This is a genomic window from Streptomyces sp. NPDC046122 (assembly GCF_056429965.1).
In genome coordinates this window covers 665,058-681,878 of sequence record NZ_JBWKLQ010000001.1, presented here as the reverse complement: position 1 = coordinate 681,878, position 16,821 = coordinate 665,058, and the positions used below count along the sequence as shown (strand labels likewise).

Here is a 16,821-nt window from a genome sequence, read left to right as displayed (position 1 = left end):
GATCGCCCGGGAAGCCCGCGCGGCTCACTCCCCGTACCATGGGGGGTAGCCGTGGCGCGACCGCCCGGCGGGCGTATGAGGAAACGAACCGAATACGACGCCCGATCCCACGATCGAGAGAAGCGCAACTCACCCATGCCCACGCGCCACGACATCCGTAACGTAGCCATCGTCGCCCACGTCGACCACGGCAAGACCACCCTGGTCGACGCCATGCTCAAGCAGGCGGGCGCCTTCGCCGCGCACGCCGCCGAGAGCCTCGACGACCGCATGATGGACTCGAACGACCTGGAGCGTGAGAAGGGCATCACGATCCTGGCCAAGAACACGGCCGTCAAGTACCACCCCAAGGATGGCGGCGACGTCATCACCATCAACATCATCGACACCCCCGGCCACGCCGACTTCGGTGGCGAGGTCGAGCGCGGCCTGTCGATGGTCGACGCGGTCGTCCTGCTCGTCGACGCCTCCGAGGGCCCGCTGCCGCAGACGCGCTTCGTGCTCCGCAAGGCGCTCCAGGCCCGGATGCCCGTCATCCTCTGCATCAACAAGACGGACCGTCCCGACTCCCGGATCGACGAGGTCGTCAACGAGACCTACGACCTGTTCCTGGACCTGGACGCGGACGAGGACCAGATCGAGTTCCCGATCGTCTACGCCTGCGCCCGTGACGGCGTCGCCTCGCTGACCAAGCCGGAGGACGGCACCGTCCCGGCCGACAGCGAGAACCTCCAGCCGTTCTTCGACACGATCCTGTCGCACGTGCCGGCCCCCGAGTACGACGACGCCGCCCCGCTGCAGGCCCACGTCACCAACCTCGACGCCGACAACTTCCTCGGCCGTATCGCGCTCTGCCGCGTCGAGCAGGGCGAGCTGCGCAAGGGCCAGACCGTCACCTGGATCAAGCGTGACGGCACGATGTCGAACGTCCGCATCACCGAGCTCCTGATGACCGAGGCGCTCACCCGCAAGCCGGCCGAGAAGGCCGGCCCGGGCGACATCTGCGCCATCGCCGGCATCCCGGACATCATGATCGGTGAGACCCTCGCCGACCCCGAGAACCCGATCGCGCTGCCGCTCATCACGGTCGACGAGCCGGCGATCTCCATGACCATCGGCACGAACACCTCGCCGCTGGTCGGCAAGGGCGGCAAGGGCCACAAGGTCACCGCCCGCCAGGTGAAGGACCGCCTGGACAAGGAGCTCATCGGCAACGTCTCGCTCCGCGTCCTGGACACCGAGCGCCCCGACGCCTGGGAGGTCCAGGGCCGCGGTGAGCTCGCGCTGGCCATCCTGGTCGAGCAGATGCGCCGCGAGGGCTTCGAGCTGACCGTCGGCAAGCCCGAGGTCGTCGTGAAGATGGTCGACGGCAAGAAGTACGAGCCGATCGAGCGCATGACGATCGACTCCCCCGAGGAGCACCTCGGCGCCATCACGCAGCTGATGGCGACCCGCAAGGGCCGCATGGAGACCATGACGAACCACGGTTCGGGCTGGATCCGCATGGAGTGGATCGTCCCGTCCCGCGGCCTCATCGGCTTCCGTACGGAGTTCCTGACGCAGACCCGCGGCACGGGCATCGCGCACTCCATCTTCGAGGGCCACGAGCCGTGGTTCGGCGAGCTGCGCACCCGTAACAACGGCTCGCTGGTCGCGGACCGTTCGGGTTCCGTGACGCCGTTCGCGATGATCAACCTCCAGGAGCGGGGCGTCATCTTCGTCGAGGCCGGCACCGAGGTCTACGAGGGCATGATCATCGGTGAGAACTCGCGTTCCGACGACATGGACGTGAACATCACCAAGGAGAAGAAGCTCACCAACATGCGTGCGGCTTCCGCGGACAACACGGAGAACGTCGTGCCGCCGCGCAGGCTCTCGCTGGAGCAGTCGCTGGAGTTCTGCCGCGACGATGAGTGCATCGAGGTCACCCCGGAGACCGTGCGCATCCGCAAGGTCGTCCTGGACCAGAAGGAGCGCGGCCGTACGGCTTCGCGCGCCAAGCGCTGACCCGGGCCCGACCCGGAGGCCCCAGCGGCCGATCAAGCGCGTCCGAAGGCCGGTTCCCGCCCCCTGTGGGGTCGTGGGAGCCGGCCTTCCGGCGTATGAGGATCACGGCCCGGCGTGACACCCTGAGCGTCGGCCGTCAACCGCATTTTGTGAGACAGGCGTCCGGATACCGGTCATCGCACTCCGGAAGCTGCGCCAACCGTCCGTTTCGCGGGTGTCTGTCTGTGATCACTTTGTCCGGATTTCGATCTGGTATGCCCGGTCGATGTTGTCAAACCGAGACCCTTTAAGTGTGGTTTACGGCTCGGTGTTACTTAATAGTTGGCTCCATTGAGCTCGGGTCAATGGGTCACGCACTGTGGGGAGTGCCGACTCACGAGCACACTCGGGGTACATGCGACTCATCGCCGTCAGGGGTGTCGGCGACTGTCTGCGTACCCCTCTTGTAGTGATCAGTGGACTCATGAGGAGGAACCCATGCGCGGTGCCAAGAGCGCCAAGTGGGTCGCAGGTGCGATAGTCGTGGCTCTGTCGGCAACGGCGTGCGGTGGCTCGGACAGCGGCGACACCGAGGCCAAGGAAAAGGGCAAGCCGGCCGGCTACGTCTCGATCGACGTCGGTGAGCCGCAGAAGCCGCTGATTCCGGCCGACACGAACGAGTCGCTCGGCAGCTACGTCATCCAGTCGCTGTTCACGCAGCTGCTCGACTTCGACGCCAACGGCGAGATCGTCTACACGAACGCCGAGTCGGTCGAGACCAAGGACTCGAAGACGTGGACCGTCAAGCTCAAGAAGGGCTGGAAGTTCCACAACGGCGAGGCCGTGACGTCCGAGTCCTACATCAACGCGTGGAACTGGTACGCGAACACCAAGAACAAGCAGCAGAACGCGTTCTGGTTCGAGGACATCAAGGGCTACGCGGACGTCCACCCGGCCAAGGGTGAGCCCAAGGCCGACAAGATGTCCGGCCTGAAGGCCGTGGACGACACCACGTTCACGATCGAGCTGACGAAGCCGGTTCCGTACTTCAACTACAAGCTCGGCTACACGACCTGGGCCCCGCTGCCCAAGTCGTTCTACGCCGACCCGAAGGCGTTCGGCCAGAAGCCCATCGGCAACGGCCCGTACATCTTCGAGAAGTGGAACCACAAGAAGCTCATCCAGGTCAAGGCCAACCCGGAGTACCAGGGCCCGAACAAGGCCCAGAACAAGGGTGTCCTGTTCAAGAACTACGCGACCGTCGAGGCCGCGTACCAGGACCTCATCTCCGGCAACCTGGACATGATCCGCCAGGTCGGCCCGAAGGACCTGCCGAAGTACAAGCAGGACCTCGGCGACCGCGCGATCGACCAGGAGTACGCGGCGATCCAGTCGCTGGTCCCGGCCTTCTACAGCAAGACCTTCAAGGACATCGACCCGAAGGTCCTGCAGGGTCTGTCGATGGCGATCGACCGCGAGACGATCACCAAGACGGTGCTCAACGGCACGCGTACGCCGGCCACGAGCTTCACGCCCAAGGGCGTCGAGGGCAACCAGGTCCTCGACACGGACGTGTTCAAGTTCGACCCTGCCAAGGCGAAGAAGCTCGTCACCGAGGGCGGCGGCGTCCCCGGCAACAAGATGACGATCCAGTACAACGCCGACGGTGGCCACAAGGAGTGGATCACGGCCGTCTGCGAGTCCATCCGTAACGCCACGGGTGTCGACTGCGTGCCGGACGCCAAGCCCGACTTCCAGACCGACCTGGAAGCCCGTGACAACGACCAGGTCAAGGGCTTCTACCGCGGTGGCTGGGTGGCGGACTACCCGGTGAACGTCAACTTCATGCGCGAGCTGTACGGCACCACCGCCGAGGCCAACAACGGCCGCTTCTCGGACAAGGCGATCGACGCCGCGTTCAAGAAGGGCGACAACGCCAAGTCCCTGGAAGAGTCGGTGAAGCTCTACCAGGAGGCCGAGAAGATGCTGCTGGAGAAGATGCCGGCCATCCCGCTGTGGCAGTACCGCATCAACGGTGGCCACTCGAAGGCGGTCGACAACGTGAAGGTCGACTTCCACGGTGACTTCGAGATCACCGGCGTGACCGTCAACAAGTAACCAGCCTGCGGGCCAACCCCACTCGGCCATTACCCGCCACCGCATTGGCGGTAGGCCCGGGGGCCGCTCCCTGACCAAAAGGGGGCGGCCCCCGTGCCGCAGTTATCCACACGGAGGCAAACATGGGGCGTTATGTCGCGCGGCGACTGCTCCAGATGATCCCGGTCTTCATCGGGTCAACCTTGCTCGTCTTCGCCATGATGTACGCGCTGCCCGGCGATCCCGTGCGCGCGCTCGCCGGCGAACAGACCGTTGACCCGGCGCAGATCGCACAGATGAAGAAAGACCTCGGGCTCGATCTCCCCCTCTGGCACCAGTACCTGAACTACCTGGGCAATTTGTTCCAGGGCGACTTCGGTACCCAGATCGCCAGCGGCCGTCCCGTGGCCGACATCATCTCGGACGCATTCCCGATCACGATCCGACTGGCCCTGTTCGCCTTCACGTTCACCGTGCTCGTCGGCATCTCCATCGGCATCTTCGCCGGTCTGAAGGCTGACACGTTCCGGGACCGCGGGCTGCTCGTGCTGACGCTGCTCCTGATCTCGATCCCCTCGTTCGTACTGGGCTACCTGCTCCAGTACCTCTTCGCCTTCGAGCTGGGCTGGGTCCAGCCGAACGTCAGCGAAGAGGCGCCCGTCGACGAACTGCTGCTGCCCGCAGTGGTACTCGGCTCGCTCTCCCTCGCGTACGTCGCACGCCTGACGCGTACGTCGGTCGCGGAGAACCTCCGCGCCGACTACATGCGCACCGCGGTGGCCAAGGGCCTGCCGAAGCGCCGCATCATCGGCGTGCACCTGATGCGCAACTCCCTGATCCCCGTGGTCACCTTCCTCGGCACCGACCTCGGCGCCCTGCTCGGCGGCGCGGTCGTCACCGAGGGCATCTTCAACGTCAAGGGCGTCGGCAACGCCGTCTTCGACGCGCTGAGGCACCGCGAGGGCTCGACGGTCGTGGGCATCGTCACCCTGATCGTGGTCGTGTATCTCGTCGCCAGCCTCATCGTCGACCTGCTCTACGCGGTCCTGGACCCGAGGATCCGTTATGCCTGACGCACTTGAAGCCACCGTCAAGGACGAGGCGCTGGACGCCGTCGACGCCCAGGCCAAGGCCGCCAACGTGTCCAAGGCCGAGAAGCCCCGCAGCCTGTGGTCCGACGCCTGGCACGACCTGCGGCGCAACCCGCTCTTCGTGGTCTCCGCGGTTCTCATCGTGCTGCTGCTCGCCATGGCTGTCGCGCCGGGCATGTTCACCAGCGCCGACCCGCGCTACGCGGACCTCGCCAAGCACTACCTCCAGAAGCCCAACTGGGGCAACGTCTTCGCCGAGGACTGGCTCGGCTACGACGGCCAGGGCCGCTCCATCTACGCCCGCGTGATCTACGGCGCCCGCGCCTCGATCTCGGTCGGCGTGGTCGTCACAGTCCTCGTGACCGTCCTGGGCGGCGTCGTCGGCATGCTCGCCGGCTACTTCGGCGGCTGGATCGACACGCTCCTGTCGCGCGTGACCGACATCTTCTTCGGTGTCCCGTTCATCCTCGGCGCGATGGTGGTGCTGACCTCGTTCGAGGACCGCGCCCTGTACGTCGTGATCCTGGCCCTCGCCTTCCTCGGCTGGACCCAGATCGCCCGAGTCGCCCGCGGCTCGGTCATCACCATCAAGCAGGCGGATTACGTGATGGCGGCGAAGGCGCTCGGCGCCTCCACCTCCCGCATCCTGCTGCGGCACATCCTCCCCAACGCGGTGGCCCCGGTGATCGTGGTCGCCACCATCGCGCTCGGCGGTTACATCTCGGCCGAGGCCACGCTGTCCTTCCTGGGCATCGGTCTCGCCGAGCCGACGGTCTCGTGGGGTGTCGACATCTCGTCGGGCGCCGAGCAGCTGCGCAACGCGCCGTTCGTTCTGATCCTGCCGTCGGTCATGGTGTCGATCACTGTCCTGGCCTTCATCATGCTCGGCGATGCGGTACGCAACGCCCTCGACCCCAAGCTGCGCTGAGGGAGGCGTACGTACATGACCATCATCGACAAGACGGCGGATGTTCCCGCCCCCCGAGGTTCGACGGAGAACGGCGCACCGCTGCTCGACGTCCGTGACCTGCACGTGGAGTTCAAGACCCGCGACGGCGTCGTCAAGGCCGTCAACGGCGTCAACTACAGCGTCAGCGCCGGTGAGACGCTCGCCGTCCTCGGCGAGTCCGGTTCCGGCAAGTCCGTGACGGCGCAGGCCATCATGGGCATCCTCGACATGCCGCCCGGCCGCATCCCGCAGGGAGAGATCCTCTTCCGCGGCGAGGACATGCTGACCATGGGGTACGAGGAGCGGCGCAAGATCCGCGGCCAGAAGATCGCCATGATCTTCCAGGACGCGCTGTCGTCGCTGAACCCCGTGCTCACCGTGGGCTACCAGCTCGCGGAGATGTTCCGCGTCCACCAGGGCCTGTCCAAGAAGGACGCCAAGGCCAAGGCCATCGAGCTGATGGACCGGGTGCGCATCCCGGCGGCGAAGGAGCGGGTCAACGACTACCCGCACCAGTTCTCCGGCGGTATGCGCCAGCGCATCATGATCGCCATGGCGCTGGCCCTCGAGCCTGACCTGATCATCGCGGACGAGCCCACCACAGCCCTCGACGTGACCGTCCAGGCCCAGGTCATGGACCTGCTCGCGGAGCTCCAGCGCGAGTACAACATGGGCCTGATCCTGATCACCCACGACCTCGGCGTCGTCGCCGACGTCGCGGACAAGATCGCGGTCATGTACGCCGGCCGGATCGTCGAGACCGCGCCCGTCCACGAGCTGTACAAGCGCCCCGCGCACCCGTACACCCGTGGTCTGCTGGACTCGATCCCGCGCCTGGACCAGAAGGGCCAGGAGCTCTACGCGATCAAGGGTCTGCCGCCCAACCTGCTGAAGATCCCGTCCGGATGCGCGTTCAACCCGCGCTGCCCCAAGGCGCAGGACATCTGCCGCACGGACGTCCCGGCCCTGCTGTCGGTGACCGAGCGGGACGGCGGCGAGCTGCCGGGCCGCCACAGTGCGTGCCACTTCTGGAAGGAGCAGATCCATGGCTGAGCTGAAGAAGAACGACGAGGCTGCCGTGGACGCGACCCCCAACGTCACCGCGGTCGAGACCGTCGACGCCTCCACCACCCAGGAAGCGGTGGCGGCGATCGAGGCCCCGGTCGAGCGGGGGGAGCCGATCCTCCAGGTGCGCAACCTGGTCAAGCACTTCCCGCTGACCCAGGGCATCCTGTTCAAGAAGCAGGTCGGCGCGGTCAAGGCCGTCGACGGGATCTCCTTCGACCTCTACCAGGGCGAGACGCTCGGCATCGTGGGCGAGTCCGGCTGTGGCAAGTCCACGGTCGCCAAGCTCCTGATGACGCTGGAGACGGCCACGGCCGGCGAGGTCTTCTACAAGGGCCAGGACATCACCAAGCTGTCCGGGCGCGCGCTGAAGGCCGTCCGCCGCAACATCCAGATGGTGTTCCAGGACCCGTACACGTCGCTCAACCCCCGTATGACCGTGGGCGACATCATCGGTGAGCCGTACGACATCCACCCGGAGGTCGCGCCCAAGGGCGACCGGCGCCGCAAGGTCCAGGAGCTCCTGGACGTCGTGGGCCTGAACCCCGAGTACATCAACCGGTACCCGCACCAGTTCTCCGGCGGTCAGCGCCAGCGCATCGGCATCGCCCGCGGCCTCGCGCTCCAGCCGGAGATCATCATCTGCGACGAGCCGGTGTCGGCGCTGGACGTGTCCGTCCAGGCGCAGGTCATCAACCTGATGGAGAAGCTCCAGGACGAGTTCAACCTGTCCTACCTCTTCATCGCGCACGACCTGTCGATCGTCCGGCACATCTCGGACCGCGTGGGCGTCATGTACCTCGGCAAGATGGCCGAGATCGGCACGGACACGCAGATCTACGACCACCCGACGCACCCCTACACCCAGGCGCTGCTGTCGGCGGTCCCGGTGCCCGACCCGGAGGCCCGCGAGGGCCGCGAGCGGATCATCCTGACCGGTGACGTCCCGTCGCCGGCGAACCCGCCGTCCGGCTGCCGTTTCCGTACGCGCTGCTGGAAGGCGCAGGACAAGTGCGCGCAGGAGGTGCCGCTGCTGGCGGTCCCCGAGCGCTTCAAGTCCTCGGACACCCCGGCCGCGCACGAGTCGGCGTGCCACTTCGCCGAGGAGAAGGACGTCGTGCACGCGGCGTAGCACTCCAGGCCGTACGTCCACGAGGGCGCCCCGGACCGTTTCGGTCCGGGGCGCCTTCGTCTGTCCGGGTGTGTGCGGACACCTGGTCGGACCCAGCGCGCGAACGGGTCCCGTGGAAGTGCGGTATGCGGGGCTCTGGGGTGGTATGGGTGCTACGTGAGACCTGTAGACCCGAGGAGGGACTCCATGCGCGGAGCCGCGCTCGCCAAGTGGACGGCCTGTGCCGTCGCCGTCGCCCTCGCGGCGACGGCCTGCGGCGGTGGTGACAACGGCGGCGGTGGCGGCGCTTCGGGGGTGGTGCGTTCGTCCTGGGGTGATCCGCAGAACCCGCTGGAGCCGGCGAACACCAACGAGGTGCAGGGCGGCAAGGTCCTGGCCATGCTCTTCCGCGGTCTCAAGCAGTACGACCCGAAGACCGGCGAGGCCAAGGACTGGCTGGCCGAGAAGATCGAGACCACGGACTCGCAGAACTTCACCGTCACCGTCAAGGACGGCTGGACGTTCAGCAACGGCGAGAAGGTCACCGCCAAGTCCTTCGTCGACGCCTGGAACTACGGCGCGCACCTGAAGAACAACCAGCGCAACGCCTACTTCTTCGGCTACATCGAGGGCTACGACAAGGTCCACCCGGAAAAGGGGGAAGCCACCGCCGACACTCTCTCCGGCCTGCGGGTGAAGGACGACAGGACCTTCACCGTCAAGCTCACCCAGAAGTTCTCCACCTGGCCGGAGACCCTCGGTTACGCCGCCTTCGCCCCGCTCCCCAGGGCCTTCTTCGACGACCACGACGCCTGGGTCGCCAAGCCCGTCGGCAACGGCCCGTACACCGTCGAGTCGTACGCCAAGGGCTCGCAGATGACCATGCGCAAGTGGGAGGAGTACCCCGGCCCCGACAAGGCGCGGAACGGCGGGGTGGACCTCCAGGTCTTCACCGACAACAACACCGCCTACACCGCCCTCACCGCCGGCAACCTCGACCTCGTGGACGACGTGCCGGCCTCCCAGCTGAAGAACGTCCAGGCCGACCTCGGCGACCGGTACATCAACACCCCGGCCGGCATCATCCAGACCCTCGCCTTCCCCTACTACGACGACCGGTGGAACGCCGACGGCATGGAGAAGGTCCGCAAGGGCCTGTCCATGGCCATCAACCGGCAGCAGATCACCGACACGATCTTCCAGAAGACCCGCACCCCCGCCAAGGACTGGACGTCCCCGGTCCTCATGGCGGAGGGCGGCTTCGACGACACGCTGTGCGGCGAGGCGTGCGAGTACAAGCCGGCCGAGGCGAAGAAGCTGGTCGCCGAGGGCGGCGGCATCCCCGGCGGCACGTTCAGGATCACCTTCAACGCGGACACCGGCTCCCACCGCGAATGGGTCGACGCCGTCTGCAACAGCATCAACAACGCCCTGGGCAACGACAGGGCGTGCACGGGCAACCCGGTCGGCACCTTCGCAGACTTCCGCAGCCAGATCACCGACCGCAAGATGACGGGCCCCTTCCGGGCCGGCTGGCAGATGGACTACCCGCTGGTCCAGAACTTCCTCCAGCCGCTGTACTACACCAACGCCTCGTCCAACGACGGCAAGTGGTCCAACGAGGAGTTCGACGGGCTCGTCGACGAGGCCAACGCCGAGTCGGACCCGGCGAAGGCCGTCGAGAAGTTCAAGGAGGCCGAGAAGGTCGTCCGGGACCAGATGGCCGCCATCCCGCTCTGGTACCAGAACGGCAGCGCCGGCTACTCCGACCGGATCTCCAACGTGGCCCTCAACCCCTTCAGCGTCCCCGTCTACAACGAGATCACGGTCAACTGACACCGGGCCGGGAGTAGGCGCCCCCTTCTGAGGAGCCCACCATGGGACGTTATGTGATCCGGCGTCTGCTGCAGATGATCCCGGTCTTCTTCGGCGCGACCCTGCTCATCTTCCTGATGGTCAACGTCATGGGCGACCCCGTCGCGGGCCTCTGCGGCGACCGCGAGTGCGACCCCGCGACGGCCGCCCGGTTGCGCGCGGAGTTCGGCCTCGACAAGCCCGTGTGGCAGCAGTACGCGACGTACATGGGCAACGTCTTCAGCGGCGACTTCGGGACCGCCTTCAACGGGCAGGAGGTCACCGAGCTGATGGGCAGCGCGTTCCCCGTCACCATCCGCCTGACCCTCGTCGCGATCGTCTTCGAGATCGTCATCGGCATCAGCCTGGGCGTGCTCACCGGCCTGCGCCGGGGCCGTCCCGTCGACACCGGCGTACTGCTGATGACCCTCGTCGTCATCTCGATCCCGACCTTCGTCACCGGTCTGCTGCTCCAGCTGCTGCTCGGCGTGAAGTGGGGCGTCGTCAAACCGGCCGTGTCGTCCGAGGCCACGATCGACGAGCTACTGATCCCCGGGCTCGTCCTGGCCTCGGTCTCCCTGGCGTACGTCACCCGCCTCACCCGGACGTCCGTCGCCGAGAACTCCCGCGCCGACTACGTCCGCACCGCCGTCGCCAAGGGCCTGCCCAGGCGGCGGGTGGTCTCCCGTCACCTGCTGCGCAACTCGCTGATCCCCGTCGTCACCTTCATCGGTACGGACGTGGGCGCGCTGATGGGCGGCGCGATCGTCACCGAGCGGATCTTCAACATCCACGGCGTCGGCTACCAGCTCTACCAGGGCATCCTGCGCCAGAGCTCCCAGACCGTAGTCGGGTTCGTGACGGTCCTGGTGCTCGTCTTCCTGCTGGCGAACCTGCTCGTCGACATCCTGTACGCCGTACTCGACCCGAGGATCCGGTATGCCTGAGCCGCACTTCGAACCCGACGCGGCGATCTCGGCGGCCGGAGCCGGTGGCGGGACGGACCTCGCCATGGACGAGGGCGAGACGCTGGAGAAGAGGCCCGACGGCGGGCCGCAGGGCACCGGCCCCGGGGGCAAGCCGCGCAGTCTGTGGTCCGACGCCAGGCGCGACCTGCGCCGCAACCCCGTCTTCATCGTCTCCGGGCTCGTCATCGCCTTCCTCGTCGTCATCTCGATCTGGCCGTCCCTCATCGCGAGCGGCAACCCGCTCCAGTGCGACCTCGCCAAGGCCCAGGAGGGCTCCCAGCCCGGCCACCCCTTCGGCTTCGACGGCCAGGGCTGCGACGTCTACACGCGCACGGTCTACGGGGCCAGGACCTCCGTGACCGTCGGCGTCTGCGCCACCCTCGGCGTCGCCCTGCTCGGCAGCGTCCTGGGCGGCCTCGCCGGCTTCTTCGGCGGTACGTGGGACGCGCTGCTGTCCCGGATCACCGACGTCTTCTTCGGCATCCCGGTCGTCCTCGGCGGCCTCGTCTTCCTGTCCGTCATCACCAGCACCACCGTCTGGCCGGTGATCGGGTTCATCGTCCTGCTCGGGTGGCCGCAGATCGCCCGCATCGCGCGCGGCTCGGTCATCACCGCCAAGCACAACGACTACGTGCAGGCGGCGCGGGCGCTCGGCGCGAGCAACGCACGGATGCTGCTGCGGCACGTCACGCCCAACGCCGTCGCCCCGGTCATCGTCGTCGCGACCATCGCGCTCGGCACGTACATCTCGCTGGAGGCGACCCTCTCGTACCTGGGCGTCGGCCTGAAACCGCCCACGGTGTCCTGGGGCATCGACCTCTCCGCCGCCTCGCCCTACGTCCGCAACGCCCCGCACATGCTGCTCTGGCCGGCGGGCGCGCTCGCGGTCACGGTGCTCGCGTTCATCATGCTCGGCGACGCGGTGCGCGACGCCCTCGACCCGAAGCTGCGCTGAGGAGCCCTCCCGATGACGGCCACGCCCGCCACGCCCGCCACGCCCCCCGCGCCCGAACCGTCCCCCGCGCTGCTCGAAGTGCGCGACCTGCACGTGGAGTTCCGTACGCGCGAAGGGGTCGCCAGGGCCGTCAACGGCGTCACCTACTCCGTCGCCGAGGGCGAGACGCTCGCCGTCCTGGGCGAATCCGGCTCGGGCAAGTCCGTCACCGCGCAAGCGGTCATGGGCATCCTCGACATGCCGCCGGGCCGGATCGCGGGCGGCGAGATCGTCTTCCGGGGCCGCGACCTGCTGCAGCTCAAGGAGGACGAGCGCCGGAAGGTCAGGGGGCGGGAAATGGCCATGATCTTCCAGGACGCGCTGTCCTCGCTCAACCCCGTGCTCAGCGTGGGGGAGCAACTGGGCGAGATGTTCGTCGTGCACCGGGGCATGTCCAGGAAGGACGCGAGGACCAAGGCCGTCGAGCTGATGGACCGGGTGCGCATCCCGGCCGCCCGCGAGCGGGTCGGGCAGTACCCGCACCAGTTCTCCGGCGGCATGCGCCAGCGGATCATGATCGCGATGGCGCTGGCCCTCGAACCCTCGCTGATCATCGCGGACGAGCCGACCACCGCGCTGGACGTGACCGTACAGGCGCAGGTCATGGACCTGCTGGCGGAGTTGCAGCGCGAACTCGCCATGGGGCTCATCCTCATCACCCACGACCTGGGGGTCGTCGCGGACGTCGCCGACAAGATCGCCGTGATGTACGCGGGCCGGATCGTGGAGACCGCGCCGGTGCACGACATCTACAAGGCGCCGGCCCACCCGTACACCAAGGGCCTGCTCGCGTCGGTCCCGCGCCTCGACCAGAAGGGCCAGGAGCTGTACGCGATCAAGGGCCTGCCGCCGAACCTCCTCCGCATCCCGCCCGGCTGCGCCTTCCACCCGCGCTGCCCGCTGGCCCGCGACCTGTGCCGCACGGACGTCCCGCCGCTGTACGACGTGCCGGACGGCCGCGGCAGCGCGTGCCACTTCTGGCAGGAGGCACTCCATGGCTGAGGCGATCCTCGAAGTCCGCGGGCTGCACAAGCACTACCCCCTCACCCGGGGCGTCGTCTTCAAGAAGCAGGTCGGCGCGGTCCGGGCGGTCGACGGCGTCGACCTCGACCTGGTGGCGGGCGAGACGCTCGGCATCGTGGGGGAGTCGGGCTGCGGCAAGTCGACGCTCGCCAGGATGCTGGTCCACCTGGAGCGGCCGACGGCCGGGGTGATCCTCTACAAGGGCGAGGACGTCACCAGGCTGTCCGGCCGGGCGCTCAAGGCGGTGCGCCGCAACATCCAGATGGTCTTCCAGGACCCGTACACCTCGCTGAACCCCCGGATGACGGTGGGCGACATCATCGGGGAGCCGTACGAGATCCATCCCGAGGTGGCGCCCAAGGGCAGCCGGCGGCAGAAGGTCCAGGACCTGCTCGACGTGGTCGGGCTGAACCCGGAGTACATCAACCGCTATCCGCACCAGTTCTCCGGCGGTCAGCGCCAGCGGATCGGGATCGCGCGCGGACTGGCGCTCCAGCCGGAGATCATCGTGGCGGACGAGCCGGTGTCGGCGCTCGACGTGTCCGTGCAGGCGCAGGTCGTCAACCTGCTGGACAAGCTCCAGAAGGAGTTCAGCCTGAGTTACGTCTTCATCGCCCACGACCTGTCGATCGTGCGGCACATCTCCGACCGGGTGGGCGTGATGTACCTGGGGCGGATCGTCGAGATCGGCAGGGACGCCGAGATCTACGACCACCCGACGCACCCGTACACCCAGGCGCTGCTCTCGGCCGTGCCGGTGCCGGACCCCACGGCACGCGAGCACCGGGAGCGCATCCTGCTGACCGGGGACGTCCCGTCGCCGGCGAACATCCCCTCCGGCTGCCGCTTCCGCACCCGGTGCTGGAAGGCGCAGGAGCGGTGCGCCCTGGAGGTGCCGCTGCTGGCGGTGCCGGCGGCGTTCCGCGACGAGGGGTCGCCGGCGGCGCACGACTCGGCGTGCCACTTCGCGGAGGAGAAGCACGTGGTTCCGGCGGGGCCGGGCCCCGGCGCGTGAGCGGCCGTCAAGGCCGTTAACACACAGGCAACTTGACCGAAGCACCTCCGATATGCGAACGCGCCATGCTGCACAGCGTACGGCCGTGCGGGTGCCGTTGCCGGGCCGGGGGCGCCGCCATGTCGCCCCCGGCCCGGAGCCCCGCCGCAGGAGGGGCTACTTCACCCCCAGCGACCGCCGCAGGAAGTCCACCTGGAGCAGCAGCAGGTTCTCCGCCACCTGCTCTTGCGGCGTCATGTGCGTCACCCCGGACAGCGGCAGCACCTCGTGCGGGCGTCCGGCGGCCAGGAGAGCCGACGACAGCCGCAGGGTGTGCGCCATCACCACGTTGTCGTCCGCGAGCCCGTGGACGATCATCAGCGGCCGGTGGGTGCCGGCCGGCTGTGACAGCCGGTCGTCGGTGACGAGCGAGTTCGCGGCGTACACCTCGGGCTGCTCGCCCGGATCTCCGAGGTAGCGCTCGGTGTAGTGGGTGTCGTAGAGGCGCCAGTCGGTGACGGGCGCCCCCGCGATCCCTGCGTGGAAGACGTCGGGACGGCGCAGCACCGCGAGCGCGGCCAGGTAGCCGCCGTACGACCAGCCGCGGATCGCCACCCGGTCGAGGTCCAGCGGGAAGTCCGCCGCCAGCGCGTGCAGCGCCTCCACCTGGTCGTCGAGCGTCAGCGTGAACGCGTCCCTGACCGCCTTCTCCCAGCCGGGGGAGCGGCCGGGCGTCCCCCGGCCGTCCGCGACGATGACCGCGAAGCCCTGGTCGGCGAACCACTGTGACGTGAGGTACGCGTTGTGCGCGGCGACGACCCGCCGCGCGTGCGGTCCTCCGTAGGGGTCCATCAGCACCGGAAGCGGACCATCGCCCTCCGCATAGCCCGTGGGGAGCAGAACGGCGCACGGAATCCGCCGCGCGCCCCCCTCCAGGAGCCGCACCCGGGCCCGCAGCAGGGGCTCCTCGGCGTACGACTCCACTCTCACCTCCCGCCTGCCGTTGCGCACCACCCGCACCACCGTGCCGCTGCTTTCCGGACGCGCCGAAGCCAGTACGGTCACGCCGCCCGCGCGCACCGCGGAATGCACCCCGGCCCCCTCCGACAGCCGCTCGACCCCCAGCTCGTTCACCCGGTAGACGTGCACCTCGCCCGTCTCCGGATCAGCGGCCTCCGACCCTGCCGACGCGCTGACCAGCACGTCGTCGTCCGAGACGTCCAGCACCGCCCGTACCTGCAACTGCGGTCCGGTCAGCGCCCGGTCGCCGACGGCCAGCACCCGCGCGCCGCCCTCGTCGGCGATCCGCACCAGCCGCCCGTCCGGTGCCCACGTGGGCACCCCGTCGAACAGTTCCAGCCAGACCGCGTCCTCGTCCGCGTGCACGGTCCGCGTCGTGCCGGTCGCCGGATCCACCGCGAGGCAGCGCTGCCCGCGCTGGTCCCGCGACTGCACCAGCAGCAGCGGAGCGCCCGAGGCCGACCAGTGGACCCGCGCCAGGTAAGGATGCCGGGCGCGGTCCCACACCACCTCGGTGCGCTCCGCCCCCTCGTCCAGCCCGTACAGGAACAGCCGCACCTCCGCGTTGGGGGTCCCCGCCGCCGGGTACGCGACCCGCGCGGGCTCGCTGTGCGGTCGGGCCGGGTCGGAGATCCACCAGCGCGCCACGGCCGCGTCGTCCACGCGCGCGACGAGCAGCCGATCCGACTCCGGCGACCACCAGAAGCCGCGTGAGCGGCCCATCTCCTCCGCCGCGACGAACTCCGCGAGGCCGTACGTCGTGTTCTCGTCCTCCGGCTCGGCGAGCGCCCGGTCGCCGTCGCCCTCGGCGCCGATCACCCGCAGGGCGCCCTCCGCCACGTACGCGACCTGCCGCCCGTCCGGCGAGGGGCGGGGGTCGAGGGCCGGTCCCACGGCCGGCAGTTCGCGCGCGGTGCCGGCCCGCAGCTCGGCCGCGAACAGCCGCCCGGACAGCGTGAACGCCGCCAGTTCGACGGCCGCGTCCACGGCGTACCCGACGATCCCGGCCGAGCCCTCCCGGCTCCGCTCGCGCCGCGCCCTCTCCTGCGCCGACAGCTGTTCGGCGGCGCCGCCGAGCAGCTCCCCGGGGTCGGCGGCGATGCGCTCCCGCGCGCCCCCTTCCAGGTCGAGCACCCACAGCCGGTTCGCCCGGTCGGTGCCGGATGAAGATCGGAGGAACACCACACGTGCCCCGTCCGGCGACACGGTGAACGCCCGTGGCGCTCCCAGGCTGAAGCGCTGCGTCCGCGCGTGCTGCCGGGGAAAGGAGAGCTGATTCGACGTCATATGCCCGAAGCTACCGCCCGGTGGCAACTCCATGCGCCCCTCGTGCTGCCGTGCACCGAACAATGTGAAGGCACGGATAGTTATGATCCGTAGCGCTTGGTGGGTATGAACCTCCTGGCGAATGTCCGCATGCCCGTTTCGACCCGATTAAGTGGAGGTGAACCGCCGTGGCACTCTCGATTTCGGCGGTAGTGCTGTTGGCGATCATCGTCATCCTGATGGTCCGGAAATCGGGTCTCAAAGCCGGACACGCGGTGGTCTGCGTGCTGCTCGGCTTCTACCTCGCCAGCTCGTCCATCGCACCCACGATCAACGAACTGACCACGAACGTGGCCGGGATGATCGGGGGCATCAAGTTCTGAGCGCGGCCTCGTAGGGTGGT

The 16,821-nt window shown here is 68.4% G+C and carries 13 protein-coding genes; 12 read left to right on the top strand and 1 reads right to left on the bottom strand.

Annotation, left to right across the window (positions count from 1 at the left end; all coding sequences use genetic code 11):
- Positions 1 to 135 precede the first annotated feature (135 nt).
- From typA to AC07FK_RS02970, 11 genes are all read left to right on the top strand, one after another.
- Positions 136 to 2,007, top strand: a complete 1,872-nt coding sequence (typA, locus tag AC07FK_RS03020; protein WP_479101962.1) for a translational GTPase TypA — start codon at positions 136 to 138, stop codon at positions 2,005 to 2,007.
- A gap of 477 nt (positions 2,008 to 2,484) precedes the next feature.
- Positions 2,485 to 4,104, top strand: a complete 1,620-nt coding sequence (locus tag AC07FK_RS03015; RefSeq protein ID WP_479101960.1) for a peptide ABC transporter substrate-binding protein — start codon at positions 2,485 to 2,487, stop codon at positions 4,102 to 4,104.
- A gap of 122 nt (positions 4,105 to 4,226) precedes the next feature.
- Positions 4,227 to 5,156 (top strand): ABC transporter permease, encoded by a 930-nt coding sequence (locus AC07FK_RS03010; RefSeq protein ID WP_479101958.1) that lies wholly within the window; start codon positions 4,227 to 4,229, stop codon positions 5,154 to 5,156.
- Positions 5,149 to 6,102, top strand: a complete 954-nt coding sequence (locus AC07FK_RS03005) for an ABC transporter permease (RefSeq protein ID WP_479101957.1) — start codon at positions 5,149 to 5,151, stop codon at positions 6,100 to 6,102. Before AC07FK_RS03010 ends, AC07FK_RS03005 begins: the two co-directional genes overlap by 8 nt.
- Positions 6,103 to 6,117: 15 nt before the next feature.
- Complete coding sequence (locus AC07FK_RS03000) at positions 6,118 to 7,176, top strand: ABC transporter ATP-binding protein (RefSeq protein ID WP_453406534.1); 1,059 nt, start codon at positions 6,118 to 6,120, stop codon at positions 7,174 to 7,176.
- Positions 7,169 to 8,320 carry an ABC transporter ATP-binding protein gene (locus tag AC07FK_RS02995; RefSeq protein WP_479101954.1) on the top strand — a complete coding sequence of 384 codons (1,152 nt, stop codon included), beginning with the start codon at positions 7,169 to 7,171 and terminating at the stop codon, positions 8,318 to 8,320. The genes AC07FK_RS03000 and AC07FK_RS02995 overlap by 8 nt, the downstream gene beginning before the upstream one ends.
- Before the next feature lie 186 nt (positions 8,321 to 8,506).
- The gene (locus tag AC07FK_RS02990; RefSeq protein WP_479101953.1) at positions 8,507 to 10,135 is read left to right on the top strand and encodes a peptide ABC transporter substrate-binding protein; all 1,629 of its coding nucleotides are present in this window, start codon (positions 8,507 to 8,509) and stop codon (positions 10,133 to 10,135) included.
- Positions 10,136 to 10,176: 41 nt separating this feature from the next.
- Positions 10,177 to 11,100 (top strand): ABC transporter permease, encoded by a 924-nt coding sequence (locus AC07FK_RS02985; RefSeq protein WP_479101951.1) that lies wholly within the window; start codon positions 10,177 to 10,179, stop codon positions 11,098 to 11,100.
- Positions 11,093 to 12,076, top strand: a complete 984-nt coding sequence (locus tag AC07FK_RS02980) for an ABC transporter permease (protein WP_479101949.1) — start codon at positions 11,093 to 11,095, stop codon at positions 12,074 to 12,076. Before AC07FK_RS02985 ends, AC07FK_RS02980 begins: the two co-directional genes overlap by 8 nt.
- A gap of 12 nt (positions 12,077 to 12,088) precedes the next feature.
- Complete coding sequence (locus tag AC07FK_RS02975; RefSeq protein ID WP_479101947.1) at positions 12,089 to 13,117, top strand: ABC transporter ATP-binding protein; 1,029 nt, start codon at positions 12,089 to 12,091, stop codon at positions 13,115 to 13,117.
- Positions 13,110 to 14,153 carry an ABC transporter ATP-binding protein gene (locus AC07FK_RS02970; protein ID WP_479101946.1) on the top strand — a complete coding sequence of 348 codons (1,044 nt, stop codon included), beginning with the start codon at positions 13,110 to 13,112 and terminating at the stop codon, positions 14,151 to 14,153. Before AC07FK_RS02975 ends, AC07FK_RS02970 begins: the two co-directional genes overlap by 8 nt.
- Before the next feature lie 156 nt (positions 14,154 to 14,309).
- On the opposite strand, the gene AC07FK_RS02965 is transcribed toward AC07FK_RS02970, so the two are convergent.
- Entirely contained in the window at positions 14,310 to 16,439 is a 2,130-nt protein-coding gene (locus AC07FK_RS02965; RefSeq protein ID WP_479101944.1) for a S9 family peptidase, read from the bottom strand.
- A 167-nt stretch (positions 16,440 to 16,606) separates the two neighbouring features.
- Here AC07FK_RS02965 and AC07FK_RS02960 point away from each other — a divergent pair, with 167 nt between their 5' ends.
- On the top strand, positions 16,607 to 16,801 hold the full coding sequence (locus tag AC07FK_RS02960) for a hypothetical protein (RefSeq protein ID WP_138896464.1): 195 nt from the start codon (positions 16,607 to 16,609) through the stop codon (positions 16,799 to 16,801).
- The last annotated feature ends 20 nt before the right edge of the window (positions 16,802 to 16,821 follow it).

Coding starts and splice junctions, on each gene's coding strand:
- typA (WP_479101962.1), top strand. CDS start 136: ATGCCCACGCGCCACGACATCCGTAACGTAGCCATCGTCGCCCACGTC.
- AC07FK_RS03015 (WP_479101960.1), top strand. CDS start 2,485: ATGCGCGGTGCCAAGAGCGCCAAGTGGGTCGCAGGTGCGATAGTCGTG.
- AC07FK_RS03010 (WP_479101958.1), top strand. CDS start 4,227: ATGGGGCGTTATGTCGCGCGGCGACTGCTCCAGATGATCCCGGTCTTC.
- AC07FK_RS03005 (WP_479101957.1), top strand. CDS start 5,149: ATGCCTGACGCACTTGAAGCCACCGTCAAGGACGAGGCGCTGGACGCC.
- AC07FK_RS03000 (WP_453406534.1), top strand. CDS start 6,118: ATGACCATCATCGACAAGACGGCGGATGTTCCCGCCCCCCGAGGTTCG.
- AC07FK_RS02995 (WP_479101954.1), top strand. CDS start 7,169: ATGGCTGAGCTGAAGAAGAACGACGAGGCTGCCGTGGACGCGACCCCC.
- AC07FK_RS02990 (WP_479101953.1), top strand. CDS start 8,507: ATGCGCGGAGCCGCGCTCGCCAAGTGGACGGCCTGTGCCGTCGCCGTC.
- AC07FK_RS02985 (WP_479101951.1), top strand. CDS start 10,177: ATGGGACGTTATGTGATCCGGCGTCTGCTGCAGATGATCCCGGTCTTC.
- AC07FK_RS02980 (WP_479101949.1), top strand. CDS start 11,093: ATGCCTGAGCCGCACTTCGAACCCGACGCGGCGATCTCGGCGGCCGGA.
- AC07FK_RS02975 (WP_479101947.1), top strand. CDS start 12,089: ATGACGGCCACGCCCGCCACGCCCGCCACGCCCCCCGCGCCCGAACCG.
- AC07FK_RS02970 (WP_479101946.1), top strand. CDS start 13,110: ATGGCTGAGGCGATCCTCGAAGTCCGCGGGCTGCACAAGCACTACCCC.
- AC07FK_RS02965 (WP_479101944.1), bottom strand. CDS start 16,439: ATGACGTCGAATCAGCTCTCCTTTCCCCGGCAGCACGCGCGGACGCAG.